The following is a 26,931-nucleotide window of genomic DNA, read 5'->3' as shown; positions in this document are numbered from 1 at the left end:
TTATGTGTTATAATTAGTTAAAGTTTTTCGCTGCAGGCAAAGAGTGCACTGCAGGAGAGACGAACAGAGCTTAGTCAGAGAATAGCAGAGGAGAGATGAGAAATGAATACAAAAAATTTAGTGGCCTTATCCCTATTGGTCGGGATGGGCGCAGTGCTTCATGCAGTGGTTCCAGGGTTCTTTCTTGGGATGAAACCGGACATGATGCTTACCATGATGTTTTTGGGCATAATCCTTTTTCCAGACAGCAAAAGCGTTTTGCTTTTAGGTTTGGTTACAGGCCTGATATCCGGACTTACCACAACTTTTCCTGGAGGATTAATCCCGAATATTATTGATAAGCCTGTTACTGCATTCACCTTTTTTGTTTTGTTCCTGAGTTTAAAGAAATTCCGCAAGAATATTATCAGTGCAGCTGTCTTAACAGCAGCAGGAACAATTGTATCCGGAATTGTGTTTTTAACTTCCGCATACCTGATTGTCGGACTGCCAGGGCCATTCACGGCACTATTTGCAGCAGTTGTACTGCCCGCAGCTGCAGTTAACACGGCTGCAATGGTTATCCTATATCCAGTAGCACAATCAATTGCTAACAGAACAAAGCTGACTCAGCAGACGATCAGCCAGTAATAGACAAAGCCCGCAAAATAAAGCGGGCTTTTTCTATTTATATTATTGGAAACTTCCTACAATCATTCCCAGCAGGAACAACAGTGCACCGCCTGCCGCTAAAGCAGCTGCCCTTTTTTTTAGAACATACTTCGGAGGATAGACTCCGGGTTTCTTTATAGAAAGAAAAAAATGAATACCTCCTAAAAACAGAACCACACTCAATGCAAAAATTCCAGCCGCCGCTCCGGACAACCTCTCTCCCCCTTTCGCTTTATACCCCTCTACTGAATTGTATGCCTGTATACCGGGAGCTATGAGGATGTGGTTTACCCTTCTAATTTTTGTGATATAGATAAGAAACGGGAACTTTTCATTTTCCGCTTTAGAAAAATGAGTAATGTAGTAAAATAGACATATATACAAGATTTTGAGGTGATGGTTATGAAAGCCAAATCGTTATTGCTTGGACTATTAGCTGGCGGCGCTGCAGCCGGCATATCAACCCTATTGACTGCACCTGCTTCAGGAAGGGATACAAGACAGCAGTTAAAAAATACTACAAACACCCTGAAGGAGCAGCTGATCGAATTAAAATCCGAATTGCTCGCCATAAAGGATTCAGCATCATTTGCTTCGAAGGAAGGAAAAACCGCATTTAAGGAATTCTCAAACGACATCAAATATTCCATCAGCAATTGGAAAAACGAAATCCTTCCACATCAGCACAGACTGCAAAGAGAATTGCAGGAAATTGAAGCGGCCATCCATGAACTTGAAACAAATTTAAATAATAAGTGAATAAAAAAATCCTTCTTTTTTCTTAAGTAAAAAAGAAGGATTTTTTTATTTTTGACCGAAAACCAATATATTATGAAAATGCTTCAAATTTTTATAAAGCTTTGAACAAGCTCTCATCCCTTGTCCTTAAGCCTTTTATAGAAATATCCAATTATATTTCTAAAAATTTTGTAAATTTATATCTTTATTAATTTTTGTTTTATTGGCATAATGATACTATAAAAAGAAAATGAACTTCTGGCTGTTTGACCAGAAATAATTAATCTTACAAAGTAGGTGAATTTTTGAATGTCGGATAAACCAATTTCTATGAAGGAAGCAATGATCTTCAGCCAGCGAGTGGCACAGCTGAGTAAAGCCCTGTGGAAGTCTATAGAAAAAGATTGGCAGCAATGGATAAAACCCTACGATTTAAATATTAATGAACACCATATTTTATGGATTGCCTATCATTTAAACGGAGCATCGATTTCCGATGTTGCCAAGTTTGGCGTAATGCATGTTTCTACTGCATTCAATTTCTCCAAAAAGCTTGAAGAACGAGGCTTTCTTCAGTTTTCTAAAAAAGAAAGCGATAAAAGAAATACCTATATTAAATTGACTGATGACGGCGAAAAGGTGTTACTAAGTCTTATGGAAACCTATTCACCTGAGAAAAATGCCGTGTTCTCAGGTGCGATGCCATTAAGGGATTTGTATGGGAAATTTCCAGATATCATTGAGATTATGGCGATCGTCCGCAATATATACGGTGACGATTTCATGGAGATTTTTGAAAAGTCTTTTGCTAACCTTGAAAATCAATTTGATGAAGATGAGGGTAAATTAAAGAAAAAAACATCAGCTGAAAAGGAACTTGTTTAAATAGATAAAGTTCCTTCTATCCATATGTAAGCCCTTACAAAGCGAATACATACTATTCGCTTTGTATTTATGAATTCAGTTGCTCATAGTTTCACATTAGTTTCATTATATAAAAAATGTTTTTCGACAAAATGTGTTAGCTTTCCCTATTGATTTTTTTATTTATTCATCGTAAAGTATCTTAAGTAAGTTTGAAAGATTACTATTTTACTCCTTCTGGAGGTATTTTTATGATGAATTGCTGGAAGACGATTAACTTCACGAAGCAATATGGATCGCAAAGGCTTTTTATACTGTCTTCCTTAACCATGCTGGCTACTTTCATATTTACATATGTTCCTGCAACGTATGTATTTGTACCGGGCTCCTTTTACGATAATTATTTTATTTTCTTTGCAGCCGGCTTATGGCTGTTGTATCCTGTGCATAAGCTGCTTCACTATCTGCCTATTGCACACCTTGGAAGTATCGTTAAAAAACAGCTGAAAATTAAATATGGCTTTATGCCAATTCTATATATTCGAATAACGGAGCCTATTTCAAAACGGCTATTCCTGACTGCCACTTTGGCCCCTATGTTTATCATAAACAGCATGCTCCTGGCTGCTTGCTTTATTTTTCCGCATTATGTTCATTATTTAATAATTCTGTTTGCTTTCCATGCAGGCTTATCTTTTTCTGACATTGTGTGCGCCAAAAATGTGCTGACTGCTCCAAATCAATCTTATGTTGAAGAAAATGAAGATGGGTTTGAGATATTGCTTCATTCGAACCAGTAGCATAAACATAAATCCCGGGTATCCTGACAAAGGATACCTTTTACTTACCGGACAGGCAATCTTTAATACTATCTTTTTTTTGTGAACTTTGTTATTGTAAATAACAGACAAAACATGTAAAAGCAATAATATGACTGCCCAAGGAGGGAATCTTGGATGATCTCCATCTTTATTATTTTTGCCGTTTTTATTTTATTTTATATCAACAAGATGACAAATTCGCTTTGTCTCCAAAAAGAGATTCCTGAGGAACGGCAGCCCAAAGTATTCAGAACCATTAACATTCTTATTACCATATTGCTAATCTCTTCTTTTGTAGAAATCTTGTATGCTTAGGATATCCTGAGAGCTCTTAAACATGAGCAAAAGCGGCGGAAATTTTCCGCCGCTTTTTTATATACATTAATTGTAAACATCAAAAGCTTAGCAAAAACAAGCAGCTCCAATGATGATTAACAAAATGAACAGCACGACAACTAACGCAAAACCTCCGCCACATCCATGTCCTCCAGACATATGGTTGCCTCCTCTCAAATTCCGGCACAGGGCCCTCTTTGACTAGACCCTATGCCCATCTTAGATTACAGCCACGCGCATCCTACAATGATTAATAAAATAAACAATACAACGATTAGCGCGAAACCTCCGCCGTATCCAGCACCCATGGATAACACCTCCCCTTCAGGTCGCTACCATATCCTATTCATTTGCCTCTGTGGTCGGATAGGCTTATATCCCGGCTACCCTAATTTTTTTTAGGTGTTTGAACCTCCCATCAGAGGGTTCCATGTATCATATGTACAATTGTCCTGAAGGGGATGGGCGAATACCCAGTTTTTTATAAAAAACGCTGTGTTTATCGACCAAACATTACTTTCTTCTTTTGTTATTTTTTACATTTATGGTATAGTAGGGATTGTGATAAATGCAGGCTCTGTGAAGGAAATTGCTGTTATTGAGAAGTATAAAAATTCCAGTTCCAGCTCACCAGAGCCGAATTGAAAATTAATTTAGGAGTGTTCAACATGAAAAAATGGATGCTATCCCTCTCCATTGCAGCCGGAGTAATTGGATTAAGTGCATGCAGCAGCACCGGCGGGGAATCGGGAGATGTTGTCGTTGAAACAAAGAGCGGAAACATTACGAAGGACGAGCTTTATGAAGCAATGAAGGAAAAGTACGGCGAACAGGCGCTCCAGGAGCTCATTTATGAAAAAGTTCTTTCTGATAAATACGAAGTAACAGACGAGGAACTTAACGAGAAAATCGACGAATTAAAACAGCAGCTTGGCGCTAACTTCGAGATGGCGCTTATGCAATATGGCTATAAGGATGAAGAAGACCTAAGAGAAACTTTCAAAACAGGCTTGCTTCAGGAAAAAGCTGCTATTAAAGATATTGAAGCAACAGAAAAAGAAGTTAAAGAATACTACGATAACTACAAACCGGAAATTAAAGCACGCCATATCCTTGTAGAGGATGAAAAAACTGCTGACGAAGTAAAGAAAAAGCTGGACGAAGGCGGAAAGTTTGAAGACCTGGCCACAGAATATTCAAAAGACCCAGGATCTGCTGCAAATGGCGGAGATTTAGGCTGGTTCGGCCCAGGTAAAATGGTTCCTGAATTCGAGGAGGCAGCTTATGCCCTTGATGTGAACGAAATCAGCGCTCCTGTTAAATCTGAGCATGGTTTCCACATCATTCAAGTAACAGAGAAAAAAGAGAAAAAATCATTTGATGAAATGAAGAAGGAAATGGAATATCAAGTGAAAGTGTCCAAGCTTGACGGTGACAAAATTCAGCAGGCAATGGATCGTGAATTAAAAGCTGCTGATGTTGATATTAAAGATAAGGAACTAAAAGGAGTTCTTGAAGAACCGGAAGCTGGGGCTGAAGGTGAAGCAGGGACTGAAGAAAAATAATGAATAACGGGGCTCCAGGCTGGAGTCCCGTTTTTTATGTTTTTTAGATGGATTCCAAATCAGCCTGCAGATTGCTGAGTGGATTTCCGCTCTTCTTTTTCCCTTTCAAGACGCTTCATATAAATTTCACCCTCACGTTCAATGCTGTCCTGCTCCACCTTTTTCTCTTCCCTGCCCGTCGTCACCGCCATATATGCACTTACAACGATTCCGGCTGCAACAAAATATACCCAAATTGGAATCATCTGTTTCCCCTCTTTCTTTTCATAATGGTTGTCCATTTACTATAAATGTATGTTAAACCAGGAAAAATATGATAAACAGGAAAAAAGAAAAGCGCAAGCGCCTTGCCCAAGAAGGAACGCAGACTAAGATCGCCACGTCCTTTGGCAACGTCTGCATGACACCTCGAGGGGGTAGGTGCTGGAGCTAGACAGTTATCTAACTTTAGAATTTTATATGGATATCTATAAAAAAGCCACCCTTTCCATTAGGAAGGATGGCGGTTATTATTTATGAAAACTGGGCTTATAGAATGAACGGTTATCCAGAGCAAATACCCGCTCGGAGAACTCTCCTGGTTTCACCCTCTCAAGGGCTCTATCAAGCATGTTCATTTTTGCATCAATGTTATCAATGTAATGAAGAATTTCTGCTTCCTTGATAAGCGGTGGTTTTGGACTGCCCCATTCCGCTTTGCCGTGATGGGATAAAACCATATGCTGAAGGATCATAATCTCTTCACCACTGATTCCCAGCTCCTCAGCAGCTTTTCCAATTTCATTGATCATAATGGTAATATGTCCAAGCAAGTTTCCTTCTATTGTGTAAGATGTTGAAATCGGTCCAGACAGTTCTGTAATCTTTCCTAAATCGTGCAAAATGACTCCAGCGTACAATAAGTCCTTATCCAGGCTTGGATACAAACCGGAAATTGCCTTTGCCAAATCCAGCATGGAAACTACATGATAGGCAAGACCGGATACGAACTCATGATGATTTTTCGTAGCGGCCGGATATTCAAGAAAGTCTTTTTGATGCTTCTTCAATAAATGGCGAGTAACCCTTTGGATATTCGGGTTTTTCATTTCAAATATATATTGAGTGATTTTACTCATCATCTCATCTGTACTTAATGGCGCTGTTTCGAGAAAGTCTGCCAGCTTGACCGGGTCTGTTGGGGACGCCGGCCGAATTTGGCGGATTCTTAGCTGATTGCGTCCACGGTAATTTAAAATATCCCCTGCCACTTTTACAATGGTTTCAGGGCTGTAGTTTTTCGCATCATCATCAGACACATCCCAAAGCTTTGCTTCAATTTCGCCGCTTTGGTCCTGGAAAATTAGGGTCAAAAACGGTTTTCCATTACTTGCAATTCCTTTAGCTGCACTTTTGATTAGCAGAAAAAGTTCGATTTGTTCTCCTACTTCGTAATAAACAATTCCTTTTGACATACGCGCACCGACGCTCCCTTCACGAGGTTGTTTAAAAAGGGCACTATGAATTGGACCAGACAGTCTTTGGCAGCCTCATTAAACATGCAATTCTATTAAACTAGTATACCACACAGACCCTGCACTCTCCTAAATTAATCATGACTTTTGCTCGCTATAAAAACCCATTCACGTTTTCATGAATGGGTTTTTAATGGTATTTGAAGGTTACAGCAAAAGCAGCAATATTGGAATGAATAACGAAAGGATAATTGCAGAAGTTGTCATGGCTATGCACCCCATGGCACCTTCTTCCTCTCCCCACATAAGTGAACGGCTGGCTCCCAGCATCTGTGCTGAAGTGCCCATTGCCAATCCTTTAGCGGCTTTACTATTTATTCCAAGCCACTTCAATAGGTTTGGGCCCAGCATAACGGAAAAAAGACCAGAAAATAGCACAAAGAAAACGGTAAAGGCTGTAGACCCTCCCAAGCCATCAGAGACCGTTAAGGCTACCGGAAGTGTTACTGAACGCGGAATAAGAGATGCAATAATCTCCTGATTAAATTGAAAAACCTGTGACATGATGTAAACCGAAAATATGCCTAAGGAGGTTCCGGCAAAGACTCCTGAGAATATTTTCTTAAGATGTCTTTTCATTAAGGGCCACTCCTTATATAAAGGAACAGCAAAAGAGACAACCGAAAGCTGAAGGAGCAGCTCAAACAGACTGCTTCCTTTTTGATAGACTGTTAGTGGGATGTTGCACAATAGAAGAATGGTAATCAAGAGCGCAGTTCCGGTGTATAAAGGATTTAACCAGCTCTTCTTAAACTTCCTGAAAACTTGCAGGCTTGCGATATAACTGGCAAGAGTCATCAAGATGCACCCTATACTATTGAATAAAACAGAACTCATTTTTGGCGCCTCCTTCTTGTATTCTCATACATTTGAACAGAATACGCTGTGCCCAATAAACAGCAAAAGCTGCTTAGAATCAGGACCAAAAGGAAATGAAAATTTAATAGAGGAATAAAATTGGGAGATAAGAATAATCCAATGACAAAGGGGATAAACAGCAGGGACATGTGTTTAATTTGAAAAGATGCTGCTTTCTCTATCCATTCTAATTTAATTGAATTGGTTACCAATAGGATTAATAACATAAGCATCCCTATGACACTTCCAGGAAGCGGAATATGAAAGAACGCAGCCGCAAAATTCCCTGCAATCAGAAAAATAGCGAGTAACAATACTTGAATCAGCCAGGGCAAATTTTATTCTCCTTCCTAACCGCTTTTTATCATCTTACTGAATAACAAAAGAAAAAACATGATATTTGTAAGGTTTCTTTACACACTTTTTTAATGTTTATGAGTTTTTGTAAGATTTACTTACCATACATATAAAAAAACTGCCTGTTAATTAGACAGACAGCTTTTCCTTTGCAACGGATTGTATTTGTTCTTCCTGAAAATGCGGCAGAAGATGCTTATGACAGGTGAAAAATAAAATTTGCCTGCCTGTAAGGTTCTTTAACAGGTTAATCATTCTTTCAGTGCGGACATGATCAAAATTCACGAAGCTATCATCTATAATAATAGGGAAGGGATACTTGCCATAAATCGTCATGGCAAGTGCTAGCCTGAAGGATACGTATATCTGTTCAGCAGTCGCCTGACTCAGTTCTTTTGCTTCAAAAACTGCTCCTGTCTTGCTTTCTATAAGGAACCCGCTTCCTTCTTCTTTAGGAAAAATCCGTACATAGCCTCCATTGGTTAAAAAAGAAAGAAATTGCTCTGCCTTTGCCAGCATTTTTGGCAAACGCTCATTTTTAAAACTGTTTATCGTTCTATCTAATATATCCTTGGCAGCAGCATATTTTGCCCAATCCCTTGCCTCTTCTTCAAACTCAGATTTCAGCAAGGCGAACTTATGAAGGAGTTCCGCATAGGTTCCGCCCTCTTCAAGGATTTGAATTTCATATTTGACCTCTGCAAGTTTTCTCTGCAAACCAGGAATGCTTTCCTGGAGCAGAGCAGCTTCTTCACTGACAGCTTGGATCTCTGCTTCTGGTTTTGTTACATTGGAATATTTATTAATTTCTTCCTGTGAAAAAGAGTTAAGATTAATTTGCTTGCGGACCTGTTTAATCTTTTCTTCTAGTTCTGCTAATTTCTGTGCTTCAGCAGCCTTTTCCCTGTACTCTTCGGCTGCATCGGTTCCGGCAAGGGAAAGCTGATGTTCGTAGTCTTTTTGAAAGTGGCTAAGTTCTGCCAGCACTGTGCTGTGTTCTAGCTTTAACTCATGAAGCGCCGCTTCCCTTTCACCCTGCTTAATATGTTTTTCCGTTTCTTCTTTCAGTCTTTTTTTCAATTGATAGCCAATTTCCTGTACACTCCCAGGCTCGCTATCCAATAAGCCTTTTAGTTTATGAAAAGTATGGAGCTTCTCATTGATTCCCTTTTCTGCTGATGCCTTTCTTTCAGCAGTGTATTTCTTTTCCCTATAGAGGACTTTTAACTGTTCAATCATATTAAAAGCTTCACTCAAAAAGGTTTTGGAGATATCATGAGGCAGAAATAGCTGTTTACCCAGCTGCAGCAGTTCATTTTCAAGTTCGGCACATTCATTCTCCCATTTTTCAAATGAGGCAATGACCTTTTCGTATTTTTCATTTGCCTGTTCGAGCTGAAACAGCAATTGGATAAGCTGATTTTGCCGGTCGCTGTCTTTCTTCAGCTGTGCCTCCAGGCTGGCTGCATGCTGAATGTCAGGCTGCTTTAATTTATCAAGCAGTGAGCGTTCTTTTTCATTCAGAGCTTTTATCTCATTTTTAATAAAGCTGTCTTGCCCCTTAGGCTCTTTTTTATTTGCAATGGCAAAACAAAAGGCTGCACCTGCAAATCCTGCACCTGCAATCACCCATGATTCGCTAAAGATTCCCCAGCCGAACAAAGCAGCAAAAAGGACTCCCAAAAAAAACAGCTGCCTTTTCTCCTGATATGTTTTTTGCCGTCTTGTTTCCTGTTCCTTTTTTTCTGCTCTTTGAAGGAACTGAAGTCTTTCCTGTGTATCCTGCAGTTCTTTTTCGATATTATGCCTATCTGCAGTGAAGCTTAATGTTTCCTTAATGGCTGAAAGTTCCTCTTCATTAAGAAGCTGTTCTTTCAATTCGCCAATTTTTCGTTCCGTGTTCTCCAGCACTGACTTTTCATCGTTAAATCGATCATCCAATTCCTGTTTCATTGCTTGAAGACGGTTACGGCGATTTTGCGCATTTTTAACCTTTTCCATCATAAAAACACTCGTATCAACTTGTTCAAGCTGCTGTTCGTCAATTTGAAGATGAAGTCTTTCCTGAAGGTTTAAAATTTCTTCTGTAATATTTTCCAGCTTAATTGATAATTCTTTTTCTTCTTGGTTTAACTTTTCCAAAAACGGCAGCCCCTCTACCGCTGCATTGATGGAATGCTCATGCTTAAGGAGAAAATGATCTGGCTGATTATTTTCCAGCTCTTGTTCCAGGAGGATTATTCTCGATTCCAGACTAGCTCTGCGCCCTTCCAGGGGCTGAATCACACTTTCAAGTTTCTCCAAAAGAGAAAGCCCATTTGCCGGGAAGGAAATGTGTGCAAATTTTTCCCGTTCTTTAATCAGCTCTTGCTCCTCTGCTATTAATGGATATAAGTCCTGCCATTCTTTTAAACGGAAAAGCTCCTGCTGAGCATGGTCCAGCCTCTGATGCAATCTGTTTAAATCGTTTTCAAGATTTTCTTTTTCACGAAGCAACGTCCAATACTGCTCATTATTTTGCTCCGCTTTTTTCAGATCCTGATGCAGCTGCTTCATCTCTTTTAGCTTTACATTCAGAGAAGGCTTTTTTCCGTTTGGTTTAAAGCGGCTTTCCAATTCCTTTTGAAGTATATTTTCCGCAGAAACCAGATGATCCGTTCCCAGTGAACCTGCTGAAAACAAATACCTCCCCAATTCTTCACCCTTCATTTGATTTACATTTTGCAGCCCATGAATATTAAAGGAGAAAATAGATTGATACAGCCCTTTATCAATGTGATGAAGGAGATCGTTTAAAAGCTCTTCCCCTCCCTTTGTTCCATCTTCAAGCAAGACACTCACATCTCCGGATGCTTTTCCTTTAACACGCTCTATGACTGCCTTCCCTTTATCAGGAAAAATTGCGGTAAGCCTGCCGCCATATTTTGCTCCTTCCTTGGGCTCATACCTTAATTCCGATTGGACCTTTGCTGGAAAGCCAAAAAGAATACTATGTATAAAAGACATGATGGTAGATTTACCTGCCTCATTTTCCCCGTAGATCACCTGCAATGATTGAATACCGGTTAGCATAAAGTCAGTAAGCTTTCCATATCCGTAAATATGTATATCTGTAATTTTCAAAGTTCCACCTCCATTCAATGTCCTTAAGCTTTGTGTAGAAGATCCACAAGCAGTGCTTCGGCTTCCTCTGCGATTCTTTGCTTGTCATCCTTAGTGAGCTCACCCAAAAATCTTCTTGCCAGGGGATGTGCATACAAGATCAGGGCACTTTCACTGCCCTCTGCAAAATGACCCGCAGTTTTAAAAAGCTCACTGAAAAAATCCGATTCATGTGCCAGCTTTTCTTTATTCCACATCCTTTTTTCATTCACGGCTAGGCCGGAAATCCATACAAAAGACTCCTCTTCTGCCTCTTCCTCCTGCAAAGATTCGAGCAGCTCACCATTCGTTATGCTTCTTAATTCGTGATCCGACAAGCCTACTTCGTTGAGTGTCAGATTTATAATTGTTCCCTTTCTGTTTTGGCGCTTTTCTTCAATCAAACTTATGCAAAGCTCATAAATCTCCTGATAGCTTTCCGATTTTGAAGCATCTATTTCTGCATTCTCCCATATAACAGGAGCTGCCTCCAGAAACTCCGTCTTTGCACCAGAACTATCCAGCTCAACTAAATAGCATCCTTTGGGACCAGTTTCTTTCCGGTTCCTTCCCTGTATATTACCAGGGTAAATGACGGGTGGCTGGGTGATTAAGATTTCTCGTTTATGTATATGTCCGAGAGCCCAATAATCAAAGTCCTTTTCAAGCAAATCATTTATTCGGAATGGGGCATATTGAGCGTGATCACTGCTGCCTTCAAAAGAACCGTGAAGGATTCCAATATGCAGATCAGCTCCATTTTCCCTGCTATATTGATCGATCATCCGTTCCGCCACATGTCTTTTAGGGTAGCTGAAACCATAGAGGTGAACGGATGTACCATTTTCAGCAATATGCTTTGCCACTTCGACTTCATGGGAAAAGATATGGACATTCTCCGGCAATGGCAAATGTGCCCATCTCCCATCCATATGATCATGATTTCCATGGACCGCATATACAGCAATCCCGCATTCAGCCAGCCGCTCCATCTCTTTCCGAAAACGTGTTTGTGCCCTTATACTTCTGTCTTCACCATCAAACAAATCTCCGGCTAAAATGATAAAGTCTACATTATGGAAAATGGCTGAATCAACTATTTTCGTAAATGCTTCAAAAGTACTTTCCTGGAGCTTTTTAAAAATGGATGGGGGCAAATGCTTCAGTCCAGACATTGGACTATCCAGGTGCAAATCAGCTGCATGAATAAACGTAACCCTTTTCATGTTAACTTCCTTTCATTCCTTTTCTCTCATTTTACCTCATTCAAAAAGCGAATGCACGTTCCTATTCGAAATTAAATTGCTATATGTGCCGTCTGAAAATTTTCCTGAAGTTTGTTTTAGACCGGGAAGCTTGTGCATAAAAATGTACAAGAACTCTTTCCTCGAGGACAGGTTTGCAGCCTCAAGGAAAATATAAAGGGCGGAGTGGTATATTGGGAATTGGAATATATTTAAGTTATGTGTTTCTCGGACTATCTTTGGCAGCTCCAATCGGGCCGGTAAATGCTGTCAGGCTTGAAAAGGGGATAAAAAATGGATTTTGGCATGCCTGGATTGTTGGAGTTGGCTCCATGTTTGCTGATGCCTTTTATATGCTTGTTGTATACCTTGGGCTTGTCCATTTTTTGGACACCCCTATCGTTCAGATCTTCCTGTGGCTTTTTGGAGGATTTATACTCTTATATACAGGGATCGAGAGCATTGCAAATGCCAATAAAATTTCCCTGAGCTATGTGCGAAGCCGGGATTCATTGTTTAAATGCTTTTTTTCCGGATTTATTATGTCCATATCCAGCCCTCTTTCCATTTTGTTCTGGCTGGGTATCTACGGATCAGTTCTTGCAAAAACAGCAGCATCCTATGGAAAAACAGAGCTCTTTTTATACAGTACAATGATTTTTCTGGGTCTCATGCTCTGGGATTTGTTTGTAGCTGCACTGACCACAGGGTTTCGCCGATTCCTTACTTCAAAAGGAATTATCGTCATCTCGATTCTTTCAGGAATATCGCTGATTGGATTTGGGCTTTATTTTGCATTCGAAGGATTAAAGGCATTGTTTGCATAAGAAAACCCTATTGAAAAAAGCTCTTTTCTAAAATACGGAGCTTTTTTCAATAGGGCCTATTCTTAGAGATAGTAATTTTTCTTATAAATTCTGTCCGTTGATTTCCAATGCAGGCACTTGCTTTCCCTGGGGCGTGAGGTGAGCTTCCTCATGACATTGAATAATCTTCCCAGAATCAGCGGCTCACAAAGAAAATGCGTATGCATTTTCGAGGATCAAGCGCCGTCCGCTCCAACCAACTCAGTGGTTAAACTAAATTAACCGTCTTCAAGACATAAACTTTGATAAACAGCCTGTTTATTCGTTTTTAGTAAGCTGTAATGCTTTTTTGATATCTTTAAAGGAATTTGACTTCCCATACATCAATACTCCGCCCCTGTAGACTCTCGCTCCGAAGACAGCCAGTACTATTATGGCAGCCAGCAGGATCACGATCCCGAGAATTGGCTCCCATACAGGCAGTGACAGCATCCCCACTCTCATGAACATGAGCATTGGAGTGAAGAATGGAATATAAGAGGTGATTGTTACAAAAGGTGCTTCCGGCTGGCCTAAGCCAAACATTGCAATCATAAAGCCTGCTACAACCATCATGGTCATTGGAGTAATCATCTGCTGGATATCTTCAATCCTGCTTACCAGCGAACCAAGAAAAGCAGCCAGTGTGGCATAAAGGAAATATCCAAGAATGAAAAAGATGATTGCATAAGCGATGGTCGAAGCCGGAATGTTTCCAAAGCCAAAGAATTCAAAAAAACCGCCTTCCATCGTATCAAGATTTTGTTTGACTGAAAAATAGCCTACTAATAGAATAAGTGCCATCTGTGTCAGGCTAAGCAGCCCAATCCCCAATATTTTCGCGAACATCTGCTTGATTGGAGAAACACTGGATATTAAGATTTCCATGACACGGGAAGACTTTTCTGTTGCTACTTCCATGGCAATCATATTGGCATACAAGATTACAGCAAAATAAATGATAAATAATAGAACATAAACAAGCCCTCTTGCCTGATTCAATTCTTCTTCTGTTTTGGCGTTTTCTTCAAGAGCGGTCTTATCAAAAGGTACCGGCTCATATAGCTTGCTTAATTGCTCTGGACTAAGATTAATTTGAGTGGCAGCCATTTGTGTTTTCAGCTGCTGCAGCCCGCCCTGCAATTCGGATGGGATGGCTGAATCGGCTATACTTCTGGCTTTATAGGCCGCTTCAGGGAGCTCATCTGTGCTAAAGGATAACAGCAAAAGCCCTTTATAATCTCCATCTTTAACAGCAGTTTCCCCTTCTGCCTCAGACCCTTTGTATTCAATTAAAGTTATCTTGTTATTTAGGGCATCCATTTGTTCCTGAAGAGGAGTTAACAGCACACCAGTCTCATCGATCACTGCAACTCTTTCTTCATCATCCTTATTAAAATAATCAATAATACCTGATAAATTGGCAAGCCCTGCAACAATCACCACAGTAATGAGTGTCGTTGCAATAAAAGACTTGGTCTTCAGCTTGCTTAAATAAGTATGAAGAAGGATCGTCATAAAATTATTCATAGGAAGCACCAGCCTTTTCTATAAAAATATCATTCAGGGACGGCTCTTCCAGTACAAATTTACGGACAAAACCCTTCTCTGCAACCTCCCTGAAAATGTCTTCAGCTGCTTCTTCTCCGGAAATCTGGAGCTGAATTCCCTCAGCTGTCTGCCTGGCTTTCACCACTCCCCTGCTATCCGCCAAAAAGCTTAAATCATAGTCTCCGTGGATAACAAGATTCTTCCTTCCAAATGAACGTTTAATTTCTTTTAGAGACCCGTGCACAACAGGCCGTCCTTTTTGCATGATGCATAAATGCTCACAAAGTTCTTCTACATGTTCCATCCTATGGGAGGAAAAAACAATCGTTGTGCCGCTATCCTTCAAATCCAGCACAGCATCCTTCAGCTGTTCTACATTAACCGGATCCAGCCCGCTGAATGGTTCATCCAATATTAATAGCTTAGGCTTATGTATAACTGCAGTAATAAACTGGATTTTTTGCTGGTTGCCTTTTGATAGCTCTTCAATTTTTTTATTGGCATATTCGGGAACCTTAAAGCGCTCAAGCCAATATGTTAATTCCCTTAAACAGTCTTGCTTTGCCATCCCCCTCAGCTTAGCTAAATAGACTACCTGATCCTTGACCTTTAGCTTTGGATATAGGCCTCTTTCTTCGGGAAGGTAGCCTATCAGCGGACTAGTTGAATAATCAATTGGATTTCCATTCCACGTAATCTTTCCCCCGCTGGGATCCAATAGCCCCAATATCATTCGGAAGGTAGTCGTTTTACCGGCGCCATTCGCCCCCAGAAACCCAAACATCTCACTTTCGGGAATAGTTAGAGATAAATCATCAACTGCAGTAAACTTGCCAAAACGCTTTGTTACATGTTCAAGCTCTAAAGCCATATCGAACTCCTCCTTTGCCTAATAGGTAATACGGCCATAACATAAAAAAAGGTTCACTATTTTTAAAAATTTAGCATTTTAATTTACGGCATTTCTTTTAAAAAATATTTTGCACATTTATAAAAATTATGCAAGAATAATAGTAACTATCTGAATTTTATAATAAAGGAGTATCTTATTATGAAAACATACAAGCTAACTGCATTTGAACAGGATGGAGAAAAGATATTGGATGAAGCATTTCAGGCAGCTACAGATGACGAAGCTAAAAGTGTGGGAGAAAACCTCCTTAAGGAAAAAGGTTTGGATGAAAAAACGCACCGCTGCACCTCACCGGCCGGCAAGCTGATTTTGTTTCATAGATAACAAGAAAAAACGGAAGCGCCTTGTCCGCCCCTGCACCTCGAGGGGTAGGCGCTTCTCCTAAAAGCTAAAGCTATTAGCCGTGAGAGATTGATGCTGTCAAAGCGCTCCTTTTGGAGCAGGACAGCTTAGATAGTTCACCGATGTGCATTCAGATTAGAAAAAAAAGCAAAGGGCTCAGCTCTTTGCTTTCTTCTTTCCATTCTTATTTCCCCTTAAACACAGGCTTTCTTTTTTCGATGAAGGCCTGGATTCCCTCTTTGTGATCTTCTGTTTGCCTCATTTTATGCTGGCCGAGCTTTTCAAGCTCAAGCACTTTCAGTAGAAGGGGGCGGTTTTTATCAGCAAGAATTTTCTTTGTCTTAATCATTGCTTCAGTTGGGCTGTTAAGCCATTTGCTCAATTTTGCATCAACAGCATTATTTAAATCAGCTTCTGCTATTTCGTGAATCAGCCCCATTTGTAAAGCCTCATTTGCAGTCAGCACTTTTCCTTCCCAGATTAAATGCTTGGCTTTATCCTCGCCGATTCGCTGCTGCAGGAAGAAGTGAGACCCTCCATCAGGAATTAATCCAATTCCAATAAAATTCATGGCAAGCTTGCTGTTCTTGTCTGCCAAAATATAATCAGTAGCCAATGCCAGACTTAAGCCCAAACCAGCTGCTGCGCCTGTTACAGCACTGATTGTCAGCTTCGGCATGCTATAAAGAGACACAACCAGCTCGTTGATGCAATCCATCACAACAGGGAAATCGCTTTCATTTGTTTCCAAAAGCATTGTTTTAATATCTCCGCCTGAGGAAAATGCGCGGCCCTTTCCTTTTAATACAACGATATCCACCTCATCCATTTGGCTTATATCCTTCATCGCAGTCAAGAGCCCCTTAATCATTTCCACATTCAATGCATTCAGTGATTCCGGCCTGTTCATCTCAACTGTGGCCACTCGGCCATCAAGCTGTACGCTGACAGTATCAGTTACAAAGTCTGTTGTCAAAATCCTTTCCCTCCTTTTTGTGCTTCTTTTATTATAAAGAGTATTATTATATTTAAAAAGCGTTTTGTCTAAAAATTTTTAATTTTGTCACTTATTAAGGTATTGTGCTGTATTCCAAAACCTGCACAAAAAAACAGCATCCTCAGAAGGATGCTGCACTATATTTACTTTGCATTACCTGTATATTCTTTTTGGACCTGATCTCTTAATGCCATTTTGAGGAATTTTCCTACAGATGTTTTTGGTATTTCTTCAAAGAAAAGAATTTCATCCGGAAGCCACCATTTTGCAAATTGCGGCTTCAGGAATTCATAAAGGTCTTCTTTTGTTGTCTGTCCTTTAAATGGTTCTTTCAGAACAACGCATGCCACCGGCCGTTCCTGCCATTGCTCATGCGGGACAGCAACAACCGCAGCCTCAAATACCGATTCATGAGCCATCATGGCATTTTCGATATCAACAGAAGAAATCCATTCCCCTCCGCTTTTAATCAAATCTTTTGTCCGGTCAACAATTTTCATAAATCCTTCTTCATCAATGGTTACGACATCACCCGTGTAGAGCCAGCCATCTCGGAACGCCTCATCTGTCCGCTCGTCCTTGTAATATTCAGAAGCAATCCATGGTCCTCTTATGGCGAGTTCCCCCATTTCCTTTCCGTCCCATGCTGCTTCGCCATCCTTGCCGGCAATCTTCATTTCCAATCCGGGGACAAGTATGCCCTGCTTGGCTTTTATGTCCAGCTTCTCATCGGGTGATAACTCTTCCTGATAGCTTTTTAAAGTCGAAATAACAACAAGAGGGCTTGTTTCAGTCATTCCGTAAGCATGCATGAATGGAATATTGTGTTTTTGCTCGAAAGCTTTAATCATGCCTTTTGGTGCAGCCGATCCTCCGCACAGAACCGATCGGAGTGAACTCATGTCATATTTATTTTCATCCAGCTCTTTTAATAATCCGAGCCAGATTGTTGGTACTCCGGCTGTTATCGTAACTTTTTCTGATTGGATAAGCTCAGCCAAAAGTTTAGGTGTAAAATATGGGCCCGGCAACACAAGAGTCGTTCCAAACCAGACAGCAGCAAAAGGGAGCCCCCATGCATTTACATGGAACATCGGCACTACCGGAAGGGCGATATCTTTCTCGCTTACCGCTGCACTATCTGCCATTCCCAGTGCCATACTGTGAAGGACGATGCCCCTGTGGGAATAGACGACACCTTTAGGATTGCCTGTGGTTGCTGAGGTATAGCACATTCCAGCTGCTGAATTTTCATCCAGATCATCAGGATATTCGTATGCACCGCTTGCTTCATTGATAAGCGTTTCATAGTGATAAACCGGCGAAAGAGTAGTCTCAGGCAATTCATCTTCATCAGTCATAATAATGAAAGCCTTGACCGTTTTCAGTTCATCCTTAACCTTCTCAATTAAAGGGACAATATCAGGATCAATCAAAAGCACCTTATCTTCAGCATGGTTAATTATATAAGTAATATGCTGAGGTGACAGTCGTATATTAATCGTATGAAGAACGGCTCCGCTGCATGGAATGGCAAAATAAGCCTCCAGGTGGCGATGATGGTTCCAAGCAAGTGTCCCGACCTTGTCCCCTCTTTCCACCCCTATGTTTTGCAGGCTTTCTGCCAGCTTCCTTGTCCGTTCTGCAATCTCCTTATATGTAAATCTCTGAATTCCGCCGGCTGTTCTTGAAACGACTGTTTTCCTTGGAAAATACTTTTCTGCACGCTTTATCATTTGCGTCATAGTCAAAGGTGTCTGCATCATCATTACAATTCCCCCTTTTTAGAAAACGCTTACATTCGGATTCATAGAATTCTATGATCTTTATTACCTATATTCATTCTCTTTATTTTCAGTAATTCCTTTAATTTCTTTCTGAATTTTCAAAAATATAAACTTTAAAAAAATCCCCGCCTATTCGGCCAGGGATTCGTGTTTATTAAAAAGTTCTTTTAATATTTTCAATTTCTCGTTTGTATAATGCTCAAAACTGTCATTATACGATTTAGGATCCTTCGGGTTTGCAAAATGAGTGATTTTCCCTGTCTGAGGATCAATGAACTTACTGGAGGCCCCGCATCCAAGCCCGATGATTGTCTGCTGTTCTTCCATAATCATGATGTTATAGATGCTTTCCTGATTCGGAAGGGCATAGCCGACATTTTCAAGATTGCCGAGAATATTTTTCTGACGGTAAAGATAATAAGGATGGTAATTATGCTGTTTTGTCCAATCCTCAGCCATGTCCATCATTTTTTCAATTTCTTCCCGCTCGGCAACTTTATATTTTTGCTTGTTCTTCGTCATTTCCGAAGCCCGTTTAAAGGATAAAGTATGAACTGTCAGAGATTCCGGCATTAATTTCTCAGTTTCATCCAAAGTATGCGAAAATTCCGGCACACCTTCTCCAGGAAGCCCAATAATCAGATCCATATTGATGTTATTCATTCCCATATTGCGGGCCAGATGGAACTTATCCACGGTTTCTTCCACTGTATGGTGGCGGCCAATGGCTTTCAAGGTCTCCTGAATATAGGACTGAGGATTGATGCTGATGCGGTCAATGTTCCATTTTTTCAGCACTTCAAGCTTTTCGGGTGTGATTGTATCCGGACGTCCGGCTTCCACAGTGACCTCCCGTATGTTTTCAACATCTGGAAAAGAGTCGTACATTTCCTCATAAAGCATATCCATCTCTTCCGCCGTAATGCTTGTCGGAGTCCCTCCACCATAATAGACAGTAGTAATTTTCACATCATTTTCTTTCAGCCACTCGCCAATTTTACGCATTTCGAAATGCAGGCCGCCAAGGAACGAGTTTACTGAACCCTGCCTGCCATTAATCGCATATGCAGGAAAAGTGCAATACGCGCATTTTGTCGGGCAGAATGGAATGCCAATATATATGCTGACTTCATTTTTTAAGTTATAAAGATCCGGTACGACAGCAAGCTGCCTGTCTACGATATTCTGCATAAGCTGGATCTTTTCATCTGTAATCAAATACTCTTCCTTAAGCTGCTGATGGGCTTCATGGAGAGGTGTCTGATGCTGTATGGCACGGTGAAGCAATTTTGTGGGACGTACCCCAGTCAGAATTCCCCACTTCTGGGTAATGCCTGTCCATTCCTGCAAAACAGTCAGATATACGTGGGATACTGCATTTTTTATTTGTTTAAAATTCTCTTTTTCTGTCTCAGACGGTACGAATTCCTTCTCAAAATTCGCTGAATGATTCTTGCCATCTTTATCAGAAAGCTCTGCAATGGCTTTAATGTGCTTTCCATGTTCAAGCTGAAGATTAATTGTAAGGTCGGCTGCATCATTCTCACCCAGCATCACTTCACATTCTTCAAAAAAGAGGTTCCCGATCAGCCGGAGCGGACGATGGAAACGTTCATCCTGTACACCTAAAATTGAAATATTCAAATTGATCACCTTTTTTAGAAAATATATTAATCTGCCGATGTCTTTGTTTTCTTAGGGGCAGCTGCATAGTGTCTATTTTTCATGTTGACAAACTTCTTTTAGTGTACAGAAATGGGGAAACAAGGTCAATATAAGGGAAATGATTCCTAATGGATACCCAGTATCGCAAAGAAAAAAAGAGCCGATTTACTAATCGAGCTCTCTTTGATTGATTTTATTTTAATAGATTCATTTTCTTCAGGAAATCAATTGGATGCTGTTTGCGGAAATGTTCTTTGACCATGTAGCTTACACCGTTCTGATCATTGGATCGTGTCAGCCAGTCTGCTGCTTTTTTGACTTCGGCAGGTGCATTACCCATAGCCACACCGAGGCCGGCGGCTTCAATCATTTCCAGATCATCCTCCGAGTCGCCTATAACGACCATTTGGTTTCGGGAAATTCCGAGATGTTCACATAAATAGAGCAAACCATTCAGCTTTGAAACTCCGGCAGGTACAATATCCATCCGCAGATCACTTAACTTAATGACTTCTACATTTTCAAACATGCCCCTAATGGCTGCCTGGGCATCCTCAAGGTCGTCTTTATCTTCAAAATACACTTCAATTTTTGGCGGTGTGACCGGTTCATCTAAAATGGTGTCACTTAATGAATCCACAAATTGCTGCGAGTAAAAAATGGGATCGCCGGTTGTAAAAACAGTTTTAGCAAGCATATTGGTATTGAGCTTGGTTTTGTTGGCAAGGGAATATTTTTCGTGCACCAGCCTGATTTGACAGGTAAAGCCTTCAAGCAGGCGCACGATTTCAAACGTTTCATCTTCCTGTATCCTTTTTACAAATATCGGCTTTTCCTGAGAAGCTGCAATATAAGCTCCCCTGTGTGTGACCAGCAAGGAATTGATTTTCAATGCTTTGGCCGCTTTTTTCGCGGATGGAAAGCTTCTGGATGTGACAAGTGTTACATAAATTCCTTTTTGCTGCACATATTCAATCGCTTCTTTTGTTGATTTATGAAGTCTTCCATTTGATTGGAGTAGTGTTCCGTCAATATTTAAAGCAAGCATTCTATATATCATCCAATTTGCCCCCTATTCTCGGTGTAAAATTGTCCTATTACACTTTTATGAAGGGAAGGATTGGATTAGAACATGACATGGACAATGCAGAAATTTTTTCATAGCTTATCTGTGTTATTGAAGGCGTTTATCTGTTTTCATTGATCATTTGATTTAAAGAATTGTAAATTAGTCATTTACAATTTGGATGCTCCGTATTAAGATGGAGTCAATAAAAACTGCATATCTTATTTTGCACTAGGGGAGCTTTTTGGCTGAGAAGAACAATCCGTTCTGACTCTTATCACCCGATCTGGATAATACCAGCGTGGGGAAGTGCAGGTGAACGGCTATCATTTCTAGTGTATTGATATCATTCAACTGCATTTCCTTTTGGGAATGCAGTTTTTTAATTTTATATAAACCAGGAGGATGGCAAAATGCAGGAAAATTTCTTATGCGGAACAAGCGAGATTACAGGGTGCAGGTTTTCGATTTATCCAATGACTGACAGGTTTGTGGATGTTATTTTATCTGCTCTAAAAGAAGTGGATACAAGCAAGGTATGGATGGAAACAGATGATGTGAGCACTTGTGTGCGCGGCAGGTCCATTCATGTTTTTGATGTAGTCAAAGCGATTTATCTTGAAGCTGCTAAGCATGGTGATCATGTAGTATTTAACGGCACATTTTCAAATGGATGCCCTGGCGATACTGCCGGAGATGCTTATCTTGCTGAAAATGAAGAGAAGGCGAATGAAAAAAAATCTGCTGGAATCAGCCAGGAAGTCGCTGTCCAGTTCGCACTTTATCCGATGGGGATTCCTGGATACATGAACGTCATTATGAACCAAGTCGAGCTTGCAAAGGCTCAGGGAACGTTTACTGAAGGAGTGCATTATGCTTCAAGATTAGATGGGAATGCACACGATGTTTTTAAAACGCTGGAAGATGCTTTCGAAAGCTGTAAGAAAAGCGATTCCACTCATATTGTCATGACGGTTAATATGTCTGCAAACAGTCCTTCCAAGAAGGGGGCTGTGTAAAATGCTCGAAAAATGGAAGCTTCGTGAGGTCATTGTCCTATCTGTACTCGCTGTTGTGTTTGCAGTTGTATACCTGGTGTTCATGCAATTTGGCAACGTGTTATATGGGATGTTTGGCTTAATTGGCTATGATCTGATTTTTGGCATTTGGTTTATTGTTTCAATCATCGCAGCGTACATAATCAGAAAACCCGGAGCAGCCTTTTTATCGGAAACCATCGCAGCGGCCATTGAAGTCATGATTGGCAATGCAGTAGGCCCTCGCCTGATTCTTTCAGGCATGATTCAGGGGATTGGAGCAGAAGCTGTTTTTGCGGCAACTAAATGGAACAATTACCGGACATGGGTTTTAATTGCTGCCGGCATGGGCTCTTCTGTTACGAGCTTTATTTGGGGCTATTTCATTTCCGGCTACGCAGCCCTCTCACCCGGTTATGTAACTGCCATGTTTTTTGTGAGACTGGTTAGCGGTGCTTTGCTCGCTGGATTACTGGGGAAATGGCTGAGTAAGAGTCTTGCTAAAACTGGGGCATTAAACAGCTTCCCTATCGGAAAAGAGCTGAGAAGGGAAAAATCACAAAATGGCATTTCAGCATAACCAGCCTTTATTAATAACAGAAAAGCTGTCCTTCCGGCATGAAGATGTGAAGAATCCTGTTTTTAAGAATGTGAATTTCAGCCTTAATTCAGGGGAAGCTGTTCTATTATTGGGCCCCAGCGGCTGCGGAAAAAGCACGCTTGCTTTCTGCTTAAATAAATTGTATCCGGAAGCCGTTGATGGCGACTTGGATGGCACCATTTCCTTCAAAGGAAAGATACTGGATGAATTCCCGCCAGGTGAAATTAATCAGCACATTGGCATTGTGTTTCAGGATCCTGAAAGCCAGTTTTGCATGACAACAGTTGAAGAGGAGCTGGCATTCGGCCTTGAGAATATGAAAACACCTCCTGCAGAAATTGAGACCAAGATTGATGAAGCACTGGAACTTGTTCATCTTCTGCCATTTAAGCACGCCTTAATCCACACCCTTTCGGGGGGACAAAAGCAAAAACTTGCACTTGCATGTGTATTGTCATTAAAACCGGATATCCTGATTTTGGATGAACCGACAGCAAATCTTGACCCGGCTTCAAGCTATGAACTTACCCGTATCATCAAAGAGCTAAAAGAGGAGCAATCCTTTTCCCTTCTAATCATTGAGCACAAGCTGGATGATTGGATTGATTTGACCGACCGCTGTGTGGTGCTAAACCGGGAAGGCGAAATTTTATTTAATGGAAGCACTGCAGACTGCTTTAATAAATATGCAGAAGAACTACTGCTTGAGGGTATCTGGCTTCCAAGCACAGTAAGAGCAGGTCTATTAGGAAAAAAGGCAGGGATTTACAAAGGGGAAAAGCTTCCGTTAACTGACCGGGAATTAATTGCTGGATTTGTAAATCCCTATGCTGCACTTCAGATTTTAGATAACAGGAAGACTATACATCAAGTCTTTGAAGATCAGGTCATCCTGTCGGCGGAGAATCTTTCTTTTCATAAGAATGGGAAGGATTTGCTTAAAAATATTAGTTTTTCAGTTAGAAAAGGTGAATTTGTGGCAATAGCCGGTTCAAATGGATCTGGAAAAACAACGCTTTCCAGACTGCTTGCAGGATTATATGCTCCATCCAAAGGCAACATCCTTTTTGATGACCGCTCCCTTTCCCAGTGGCAGGAGCAAGAGTTAAGACTAAAATTAGGATACGTTTTTCAGAATCCCGAACACCAATTTATTGCAGATTCTGTTTATGATGAAATTGCCTTCAGTCTGAAAATACAGAGAATGACAGATGCCGAAATACAAAAAGTGGTTCAAGCTGTTCTGCATCAAGTGAACTTGCTCCAGCACGCTGACATGCATCCTTTTTCCTTAAGTCAGGGACAGAAGCGGCGGCTTAGTGTTGCATCGATGCTGGTGAATGAACAGGATTTGCTGCTCCTTGATGAACCAACATTTGGACAGGATGCCAGGACCTCTGCTGACCTAATGGCGCTTTTGGAAACAAGGATCCATAGCGGAGGCTCCGTGGTGATGATCACTCATGACATGGAAATCCTGCATTCCTATGCCGATAAAGTGATTGTCCTTTCAGAAGGAGAGAAGATATACGAGGGATTGCCTGATTCATTATGGAAGGAACATGAGATTATGAAAATTGCTTCTCTAAAGGTTCCTTACACAGAAAAACTCAGGAACGAACTGGCTGCCGTGGAAGGGATGAACAAGCTTGCTCTTACATGAATTTAACCCAAGCATAAAAGCTCTGACTGTGATTGTCTGTGTATTGATTTTGTCCGTTTTCTTTGACCCGGTTACTCCTTTTCTGACCTTAGTGGTGACTGCAGGAACCACCTTTATTTTTGGTAATGTTTCATTCAAAAGATGGATTTTGCTTTTCTCGCCATTTATCTTCATGGCTATAATATATATTTGGTCAGCTATGATTTTTTCAAAGACTATTGAAGGTGAAACCATCCTATGGACATGGGGGATCTTCACATTGACTGAAGAGGGCTTTCAGCGTGCCCTATCTCTTGGAATGAGGGTTTTAAGCTTTACCTCGCTGTCCCTTCTGTTCATTTTAACCACCAAGCCGACAGAGTTCCTGCTAAGTCTCATGCAGCAATGCCGGCTCTCTCCAAAGCTTGCATATGGAATCATGGCAGGATATCGATTTCTGCCATTAATGAAAGAAGAATTTGAGATTATCAGAAGCGCCCACCGGATTAGGGGGATACCCAAAGCCCGGACACTTTCTGAAAAAATGGCAGAACTTAAGAGGTATTCAGTTCCTCTTCTTGCCGGAGCGATTCGTAAAGCTGAAAGGACGGCAATGGCGATGGAATCAAAAGGGTTTACCGGAGATAGGAACCGGGATTTCTATCAAAAAATTTCAGTTTCCTGGAAGGATTGGGCATATTTCGCCTTTTTTATAGGTGCAGTGCTGGCAAGTGCCTATATTTCATGGCTATTCGGCTTTCTGCAGCTTTATAATGGCGAACTTTAGAAAGCTATGTGCGAATGGCATTTATTTATGTGCGGATGGAGGAAGTTTATGTGCGGATAAGATTTTTTCTGTGCACCTAGGCCCAATTTATATGCGCACAGCTGATTTCAAGTCAAATCCACATTAGAGTCCGCAGGGAAATTCCATAAATTACCACATGCAACTATGAATAAATCTTATTTTCTCTCCTAAAGCTATGAGTGTAACAATCAAGAAAACTACACCAAGGAGATGATTTACATGGCAAGAAACAGCAATTCTAATCAGCTTTTAGTATCAGGAGTCAGCCAGGCAATTGATCAAATGAAGTATGAAATCGCAACAGAATTCGGTGTGAACCTTGGCCCGGAAACATCTTCAAGAGCAAATGGATCAGTAGGCGGAGAAATTACAAAGCGCCTGGTGCAAATGGCTGAGCAGCAGCTTGGCGGAGCACGCTAGTCTTTTTCGTGCAATCATAGTAAAATAAAAAACCGCTTCCAGCCAATCCTGGAAGCGGTTTTTCACTCCCCTATTTAAGCATTTGCAAAATATCTTCCACTGCCTCAAAAAGTGATGAGGCCTGAATATCTGCACTTGTTGGATCAGAGCCGATGAAAACAGTTTTACAGCCGGCCTTCTTGCCTGCCTCAATGTCCCGCTCGTGATCGCCTACCATAATGCTCTTAGCCAGATCAAGATGGTGCCTTTCCGCCAAATCCACCAGCATGCCTGCATTTGGCTTACGGCATTCGCACCCTGCTTTTGGTTTATGAGGGCAATAGGCCACCTCTTTAATATGACCGCCTTTTTCTGCAACAAGCTCCTGCAGTCTTTCATGGATTCTCCTTAGCTCTCTTTCTTTCAAAAAACCGAGTCCTACGCCGCCCTGATTGGTCACAACAAAAATCTCATATCCAGCTTGGGTCAGCTCTGCCACAGCTTCTGCTGCCCCTTCAAGTAAGTATAACTGCTCAGGCTTATTAACGAATTTCACCCTCTCTGATAAAACCTCGTTCAAAACGCCGTCCCGGTCCAGAAAAATGGCTTTTTTCAATTTGCTGCCCCTTTCTTTAAATCAATATCTATCATAAAGGTACCCAAACCTCGTTCAGTTTAATATAAGATGATGCTTTTTCTTATTAAAAAACCCCCGAAATTAATTCCGGGGGTTTCCAATGCTGATTTATTCAACTGCACCATAAAGATCTTCAAGAGGCTTCATGATGATTTTGTTCATTTCTGCAATCATCATGCTCATGCGCTGTTCTGCTTCCATAAGCTTTGAAATTTGGGCGTGCTGCTGTACAAGTGCGACTGTCTTTTGTGCCTGTTCTACTTCTTCCTGTGTAATATCCTGGCCCATCATTTGTTTTTGCTGAAGTTCCATCTGGATTTTACGGAAGTTATCAAACATTGCCTTGGCAGACGGATCTGCATTTACATCATCGTATGCTTGTTTTAATGCCTTATATTCATCGCTTTCCCGCACCGCTTTTTCTAATTCATAGGCTGAATCATATAAATTTACTGCCATAAAAACACTCCTTCCGATTCTCATTCAAAAGGAAAATTCATCTTCCCCGTTTTGAACATCCACTACACTATAACAAACTATGACAGTAAACGC

Annotated in this window: 30 protein-coding genes and 1 riboswitch; of the genes, 13 read left to right on the top strand and 17 right to left on the bottom strand. The window is 40.8% G+C overall.

Annotation, left to right across the window (positions count from 1 at the left end; all coding sequences use genetic code 11):
* The first annotated feature begins 102 nt into the window (after positions 1-102).
* A complete protein-coding gene (locus A361_RS06980) occupies positions 103-630 on the top strand; it encodes a tryptophan transporter (protein WP_009331427.1) in 528 nt (175 codons plus the stop codon).
* Positions 631-672: 42 nt separating this feature from the next.
* Here A361_RS06980 and A361_RS06975 read toward each other — a convergent pair whose 3' ends face one another.
* Positions 673-864, bottom strand: a complete 192-nt coding sequence (locus A361_RS06975) for a hypothetical protein (RefSeq protein ID WP_009331428.1) — start codon at positions 862-864, stop codon at positions 673-675.
* A gap of 189 nt (positions 865-1,053) precedes the next feature.
* Here A361_RS06975 and A361_RS06970 point away from each other — a divergent pair, with 189 nt between their 5' ends.
* The 4 genes from A361_RS06970 to A361_RS30805 all read left to right on the top strand — a co-directional run bounded on the left by A361_RS06970 (position 1,054) and on the right by A361_RS30805 (position 3,389).
* Positions 1,054-1,410 (top strand): YtxH domain-containing protein, encoded by a 357-nt coding sequence (locus A361_RS06970; RefSeq protein WP_009331429.1) that lies wholly within the window; start codon positions 1,054-1,056, stop codon positions 1,408-1,410.
* A 288-nt stretch (positions 1,411-1,698) separates the two neighbouring features.
* Positions 1,699-2,274, top strand: coding sequence for an HTH-type transcriptional regulator Hpr (locus A361_RS06965; RefSeq protein WP_009331430.1), 576 nt, complete (start codon positions 1,699-1,701; stop codon positions 2,272-2,274).
* 230 nt (positions 2,275-2,504) lie between these two features.
* Positions 2,505-3,053 carry a DUF3267 domain-containing protein gene (locus A361_RS06960; protein ID WP_009331431.1) on the top strand — a complete coding sequence of 183 codons (549 nt, stop codon included), beginning with the start codon at positions 2,505-2,507 and terminating at the stop codon, positions 3,051-3,053.
* A 156-nt stretch (positions 3,054-3,209) separates the two neighbouring features.
* On the top strand, positions 3,210-3,389 hold the full coding sequence (locus A361_RS30805; RefSeq protein WP_009331432.1) for a hypothetical protein: 180 nt from the start codon (positions 3,210-3,212) through the stop codon (positions 3,387-3,389).
* 87 nt (positions 3,390-3,476) lie between these two features.
* Here the strand turns inward: A361_RS30805 and A361_RS29290 are convergent, their stop codons facing one another.
* Complete coding sequence (locus tag A361_RS29290) at positions 3,477-3,569, bottom strand: YjcZ family sporulation protein (protein WP_019381425.1); 93 nt, start codon at positions 3,567-3,569, stop codon at positions 3,477-3,479.
* A gap of 65 nt (positions 3,570-3,634) precedes the next feature.
* Positions 3,635-3,718, bottom strand: coding sequence for a YjcZ family sporulation protein (locus A361_RS06950; RefSeq protein WP_019381424.1), 84 nt, complete (start codon positions 3,716-3,718; stop codon positions 3,635-3,637).
* Between the two features lie 360 nt (positions 3,719-4,078).
* Here A361_RS06950 and A361_RS06945 point away from each other — a divergent pair, with 360 nt between their 5' ends.
* Positions 4,079-4,975: a peptidylprolyl isomerase gene (locus A361_RS06945; protein WP_009331433.1), complete on the top strand. Its 897-nt coding sequence runs from the start codon at positions 4,079-4,081 to the stop codon at positions 4,973-4,975.
* A gap of 59 nt (positions 4,976-5,034) precedes the next feature.
* Here the strand turns inward: A361_RS06945 and A361_RS06940 are convergent, their stop codons facing one another.
* From A361_RS06940 to A361_RS06915, 6 genes are all read right to left on the bottom strand, one after another.
* Entirely contained in the window at positions 5,035-5,220 is a 186-nt protein-coding gene (locus A361_RS06940; protein ID WP_009331434.1) for a sporulation YhaL family protein, read from the bottom strand.
* A 264-nt stretch (positions 5,221-5,484) separates the two neighbouring features.
* A complete protein-coding gene (gene yhaM, locus A361_RS06935; RefSeq protein ID WP_019381421.1) occupies positions 5,485-6,429 on the bottom strand; it encodes a 3'-5' exoribonuclease YhaM in 945 nt (314 codons plus the stop codon).
* Between the two features lie 207 nt (positions 6,430-6,636).
* Positions 6,637-7,326 carry an LrgB family protein gene (locus tag A361_RS06930; protein ID WP_009331436.1) on the bottom strand — a complete coding sequence of 230 codons (690 nt, stop codon included), beginning with the start codon at positions 7,324-7,326 and terminating at the stop codon, positions 6,637-6,639.
* Positions 7,323-7,661 carry a CidA/LrgA family protein gene (locus tag A361_RS06925; protein ID WP_226280758.1) on the bottom strand — a complete coding sequence of 113 codons (339 nt, stop codon included), beginning with the start codon at positions 7,659-7,661 and terminating at the stop codon, positions 7,323-7,325. Before A361_RS06925 ends, A361_RS06930 begins: the two co-directional genes overlap by 4 nt.
* Positions 7,662-7,833: 172 nt before the next feature.
* Positions 7,834-10,827 carry an ATP-binding protein gene (locus A361_RS06920; protein WP_019381420.1) on the bottom strand — a complete coding sequence of 998 codons (2,994 nt, stop codon included), beginning with the start codon at positions 10,825-10,827 and terminating at the stop codon, positions 7,834-7,836.
* A gap of 23 nt (positions 10,828-10,850) precedes the next feature.
* A complete protein-coding gene (locus A361_RS06915; protein ID WP_009331439.1) occupies positions 10,851-12,071 on the bottom strand; it encodes a metallophosphoesterase family protein in 1,221 nt (406 codons plus the stop codon).
* A 212-nt stretch (positions 12,072-12,283) separates the two neighbouring features.
* Between A361_RS06915 and A361_RS06910 the strand changes: the two genes are divergently transcribed.
* Positions 12,284-12,916: a LysE family transporter gene (locus A361_RS06910; protein WP_019381419.1), complete on the top strand. Its 633-nt coding sequence runs from the start codon at positions 12,284-12,286 to the stop codon at positions 12,914-12,916.
* A 297-nt stretch (positions 12,917-13,213) separates the two neighbouring features.
* On the opposite strand, the gene A361_RS06905 is transcribed toward A361_RS06910, so the two are convergent.
* Both A361_RS06905 and A361_RS06900 read right to left on the bottom strand, forming a co-directional pair.
* Entirely contained in the window at positions 13,214-14,464 is a 1,251-nt protein-coding gene (locus A361_RS06905; RefSeq protein WP_019381418.1) for an ABC transporter permease, read from the bottom strand.
* The gene (locus tag A361_RS06900) at positions 14,457-15,356 is read right to left on the bottom strand and encodes an ABC transporter ATP-binding protein (protein ID WP_019381417.1); all 900 of its coding nucleotides are present in this window, start codon (positions 15,354-15,356) and stop codon (positions 14,457-14,459) included. The genes A361_RS06905 and A361_RS06900 overlap by 8 nt, the downstream gene beginning before the upstream one ends.
* Positions 15,357-15,536: 180 nt before the next feature.
* Here A361_RS06900 and A361_RS06895 point away from each other — a divergent pair, with 180 nt between their 5' ends.
* A complete protein-coding gene (locus A361_RS06895; protein WP_009331443.1) occupies positions 15,537-15,722 on the top strand; it encodes a YhzD family protein in 186 nt (61 codons plus the stop codon).
* A 202-nt stretch (positions 15,723-15,924) separates the two neighbouring features.
* Here A361_RS06895 and A361_RS06890 read toward each other — a convergent pair whose 3' ends face one another.
* The 4 genes from A361_RS06890 to A361_RS06875 form a co-directional block, all read right to left on the bottom strand.
* Entirely contained in the window at positions 15,925-16,716 is a 792-nt protein-coding gene (locus A361_RS06890) for an enoyl-CoA hydratase (RefSeq protein WP_019381416.1), read from the bottom strand.
* Positions 16,717-16,880: 164 nt separating this feature from the next.
* The gene (locus A361_RS06885; RefSeq protein ID WP_019381415.1) at positions 16,881-18,506 is read right to left on the bottom strand and encodes a long-chain fatty acid--CoA ligase; all 1,626 of its coding nucleotides are present in this window, start codon (positions 18,504-18,506) and stop codon (positions 16,881-16,883) included.
* Between the two features lie 147 nt (positions 18,507-18,653).
* Positions 18,654-20,168 (bottom strand): coproporphyrinogen III oxidase, encoded by a 1,515-nt coding sequence (locus A361_RS06880; RefSeq protein WP_009331446.1) that lies wholly within the window; start codon positions 20,166-20,168, stop codon positions 18,654-18,656.
* 214 nt (positions 20,169-20,382) lie between these two features.
* A complete protein-coding gene (locus A361_RS06875) occupies positions 20,383-21,249 on the bottom strand; it encodes a Cof-type HAD-IIB family hydrolase (RefSeq protein WP_009331447.1) in 867 nt (288 codons plus the stop codon).
* 229 nt (positions 21,250-21,478) lie between these two features.
* A riboswitch (TPP riboswitch) is annotated at positions 21,479-21,580 on the top strand.
* Between the two features lie 88 nt (positions 21,581-21,668).
* Between A361_RS06875 and A361_RS06870 the strand changes: the two genes are divergently transcribed.
* The 5 genes from A361_RS06870 to A361_RS06850 all read left to right on the top strand — a co-directional run bounded on the left by A361_RS06870 (position 21,669) and on the right by A361_RS06850 (position 25,763).
* Positions 21,669-22,274, top strand: coding sequence for a YkoF family thiamine/hydroxymethylpyrimidine-binding protein (locus A361_RS06870; RefSeq protein ID WP_019381414.1), 606 nt, complete (start codon positions 21,669-21,671; stop codon positions 22,272-22,274).
* A gap of 1 nt (position 22,275) precedes the next feature.
* The gene (locus A361_RS06865; RefSeq protein ID WP_009331449.1) at positions 22,276-22,872 is read left to right on the top strand and encodes an ECF transporter S component; all 597 of its coding nucleotides are present in this window, start codon (positions 22,276-22,278) and stop codon (positions 22,870-22,872) included.
* A complete protein-coding gene (locus A361_RS06860; RefSeq protein WP_019381413.1) occupies positions 22,856-24,556 on the top strand; it encodes an ABC transporter ATP-binding protein in 1,701 nt (566 codons plus the stop codon). The genes A361_RS06865 and A361_RS06860 overlap by 17 nt, the downstream gene beginning before the upstream one ends.
* A complete protein-coding gene (locus A361_RS06855; protein WP_009331451.1) occupies positions 24,543-25,322 on the top strand; it encodes an energy-coupling factor transporter transmembrane component T family protein in 780 nt (259 codons plus the stop codon). The genes A361_RS06860 and A361_RS06855 overlap by 14 nt, the downstream gene beginning before the upstream one ends.
* A 240-nt stretch (positions 25,323-25,562) precedes the next feature.
* A complete protein-coding gene (locus A361_RS06850) occupies positions 25,563-25,763 on the top strand; it encodes an alpha/beta-type small acid-soluble spore protein (RefSeq protein ID WP_009331452.1) in 201 nt (66 codons plus the stop codon).
* A gap of 70 nt (positions 25,764-25,833) precedes the next feature.
* Here A361_RS06850 and A361_RS06845 read toward each other — a convergent pair whose 3' ends face one another.
* Together A361_RS06845 and A361_RS06840 are read right to left on the bottom strand one after the other, a co-directional pair.
* Positions 25,834-26,358, bottom strand: a complete 525-nt coding sequence (locus A361_RS06845) for a D-glycero-alpha-D-manno-heptose-1,7-bisphosphate 7-phosphatase (RefSeq protein WP_019381412.1) — start codon at positions 26,356-26,358, stop codon at positions 25,834-25,836.
* A gap of 129 nt (positions 26,359-26,487) precedes the next feature.
* Entirely contained in the window at positions 26,488-26,838 is a 351-nt protein-coding gene (locus tag A361_RS06840; protein WP_009331454.1) for a YlbF family regulator, read from the bottom strand.
* Between the last annotated feature and the right edge of the window lie 93 nt (positions 26,839-26,931).

This window comes from Cytobacillus oceanisediminis 2691 (assembly GCF_000294775.2).
Lineage (GTDB): Bacteria > Bacillota > Bacilli > Bacillales > Cytobacillaceae > Cytobacillus > Cytobacillus pseudoceanisediminis.
The sequence above is the reverse complement of the archived record's forward strand: the minus strand, read 5'-3'. Positions and strand labels throughout refer to the sequence as shown.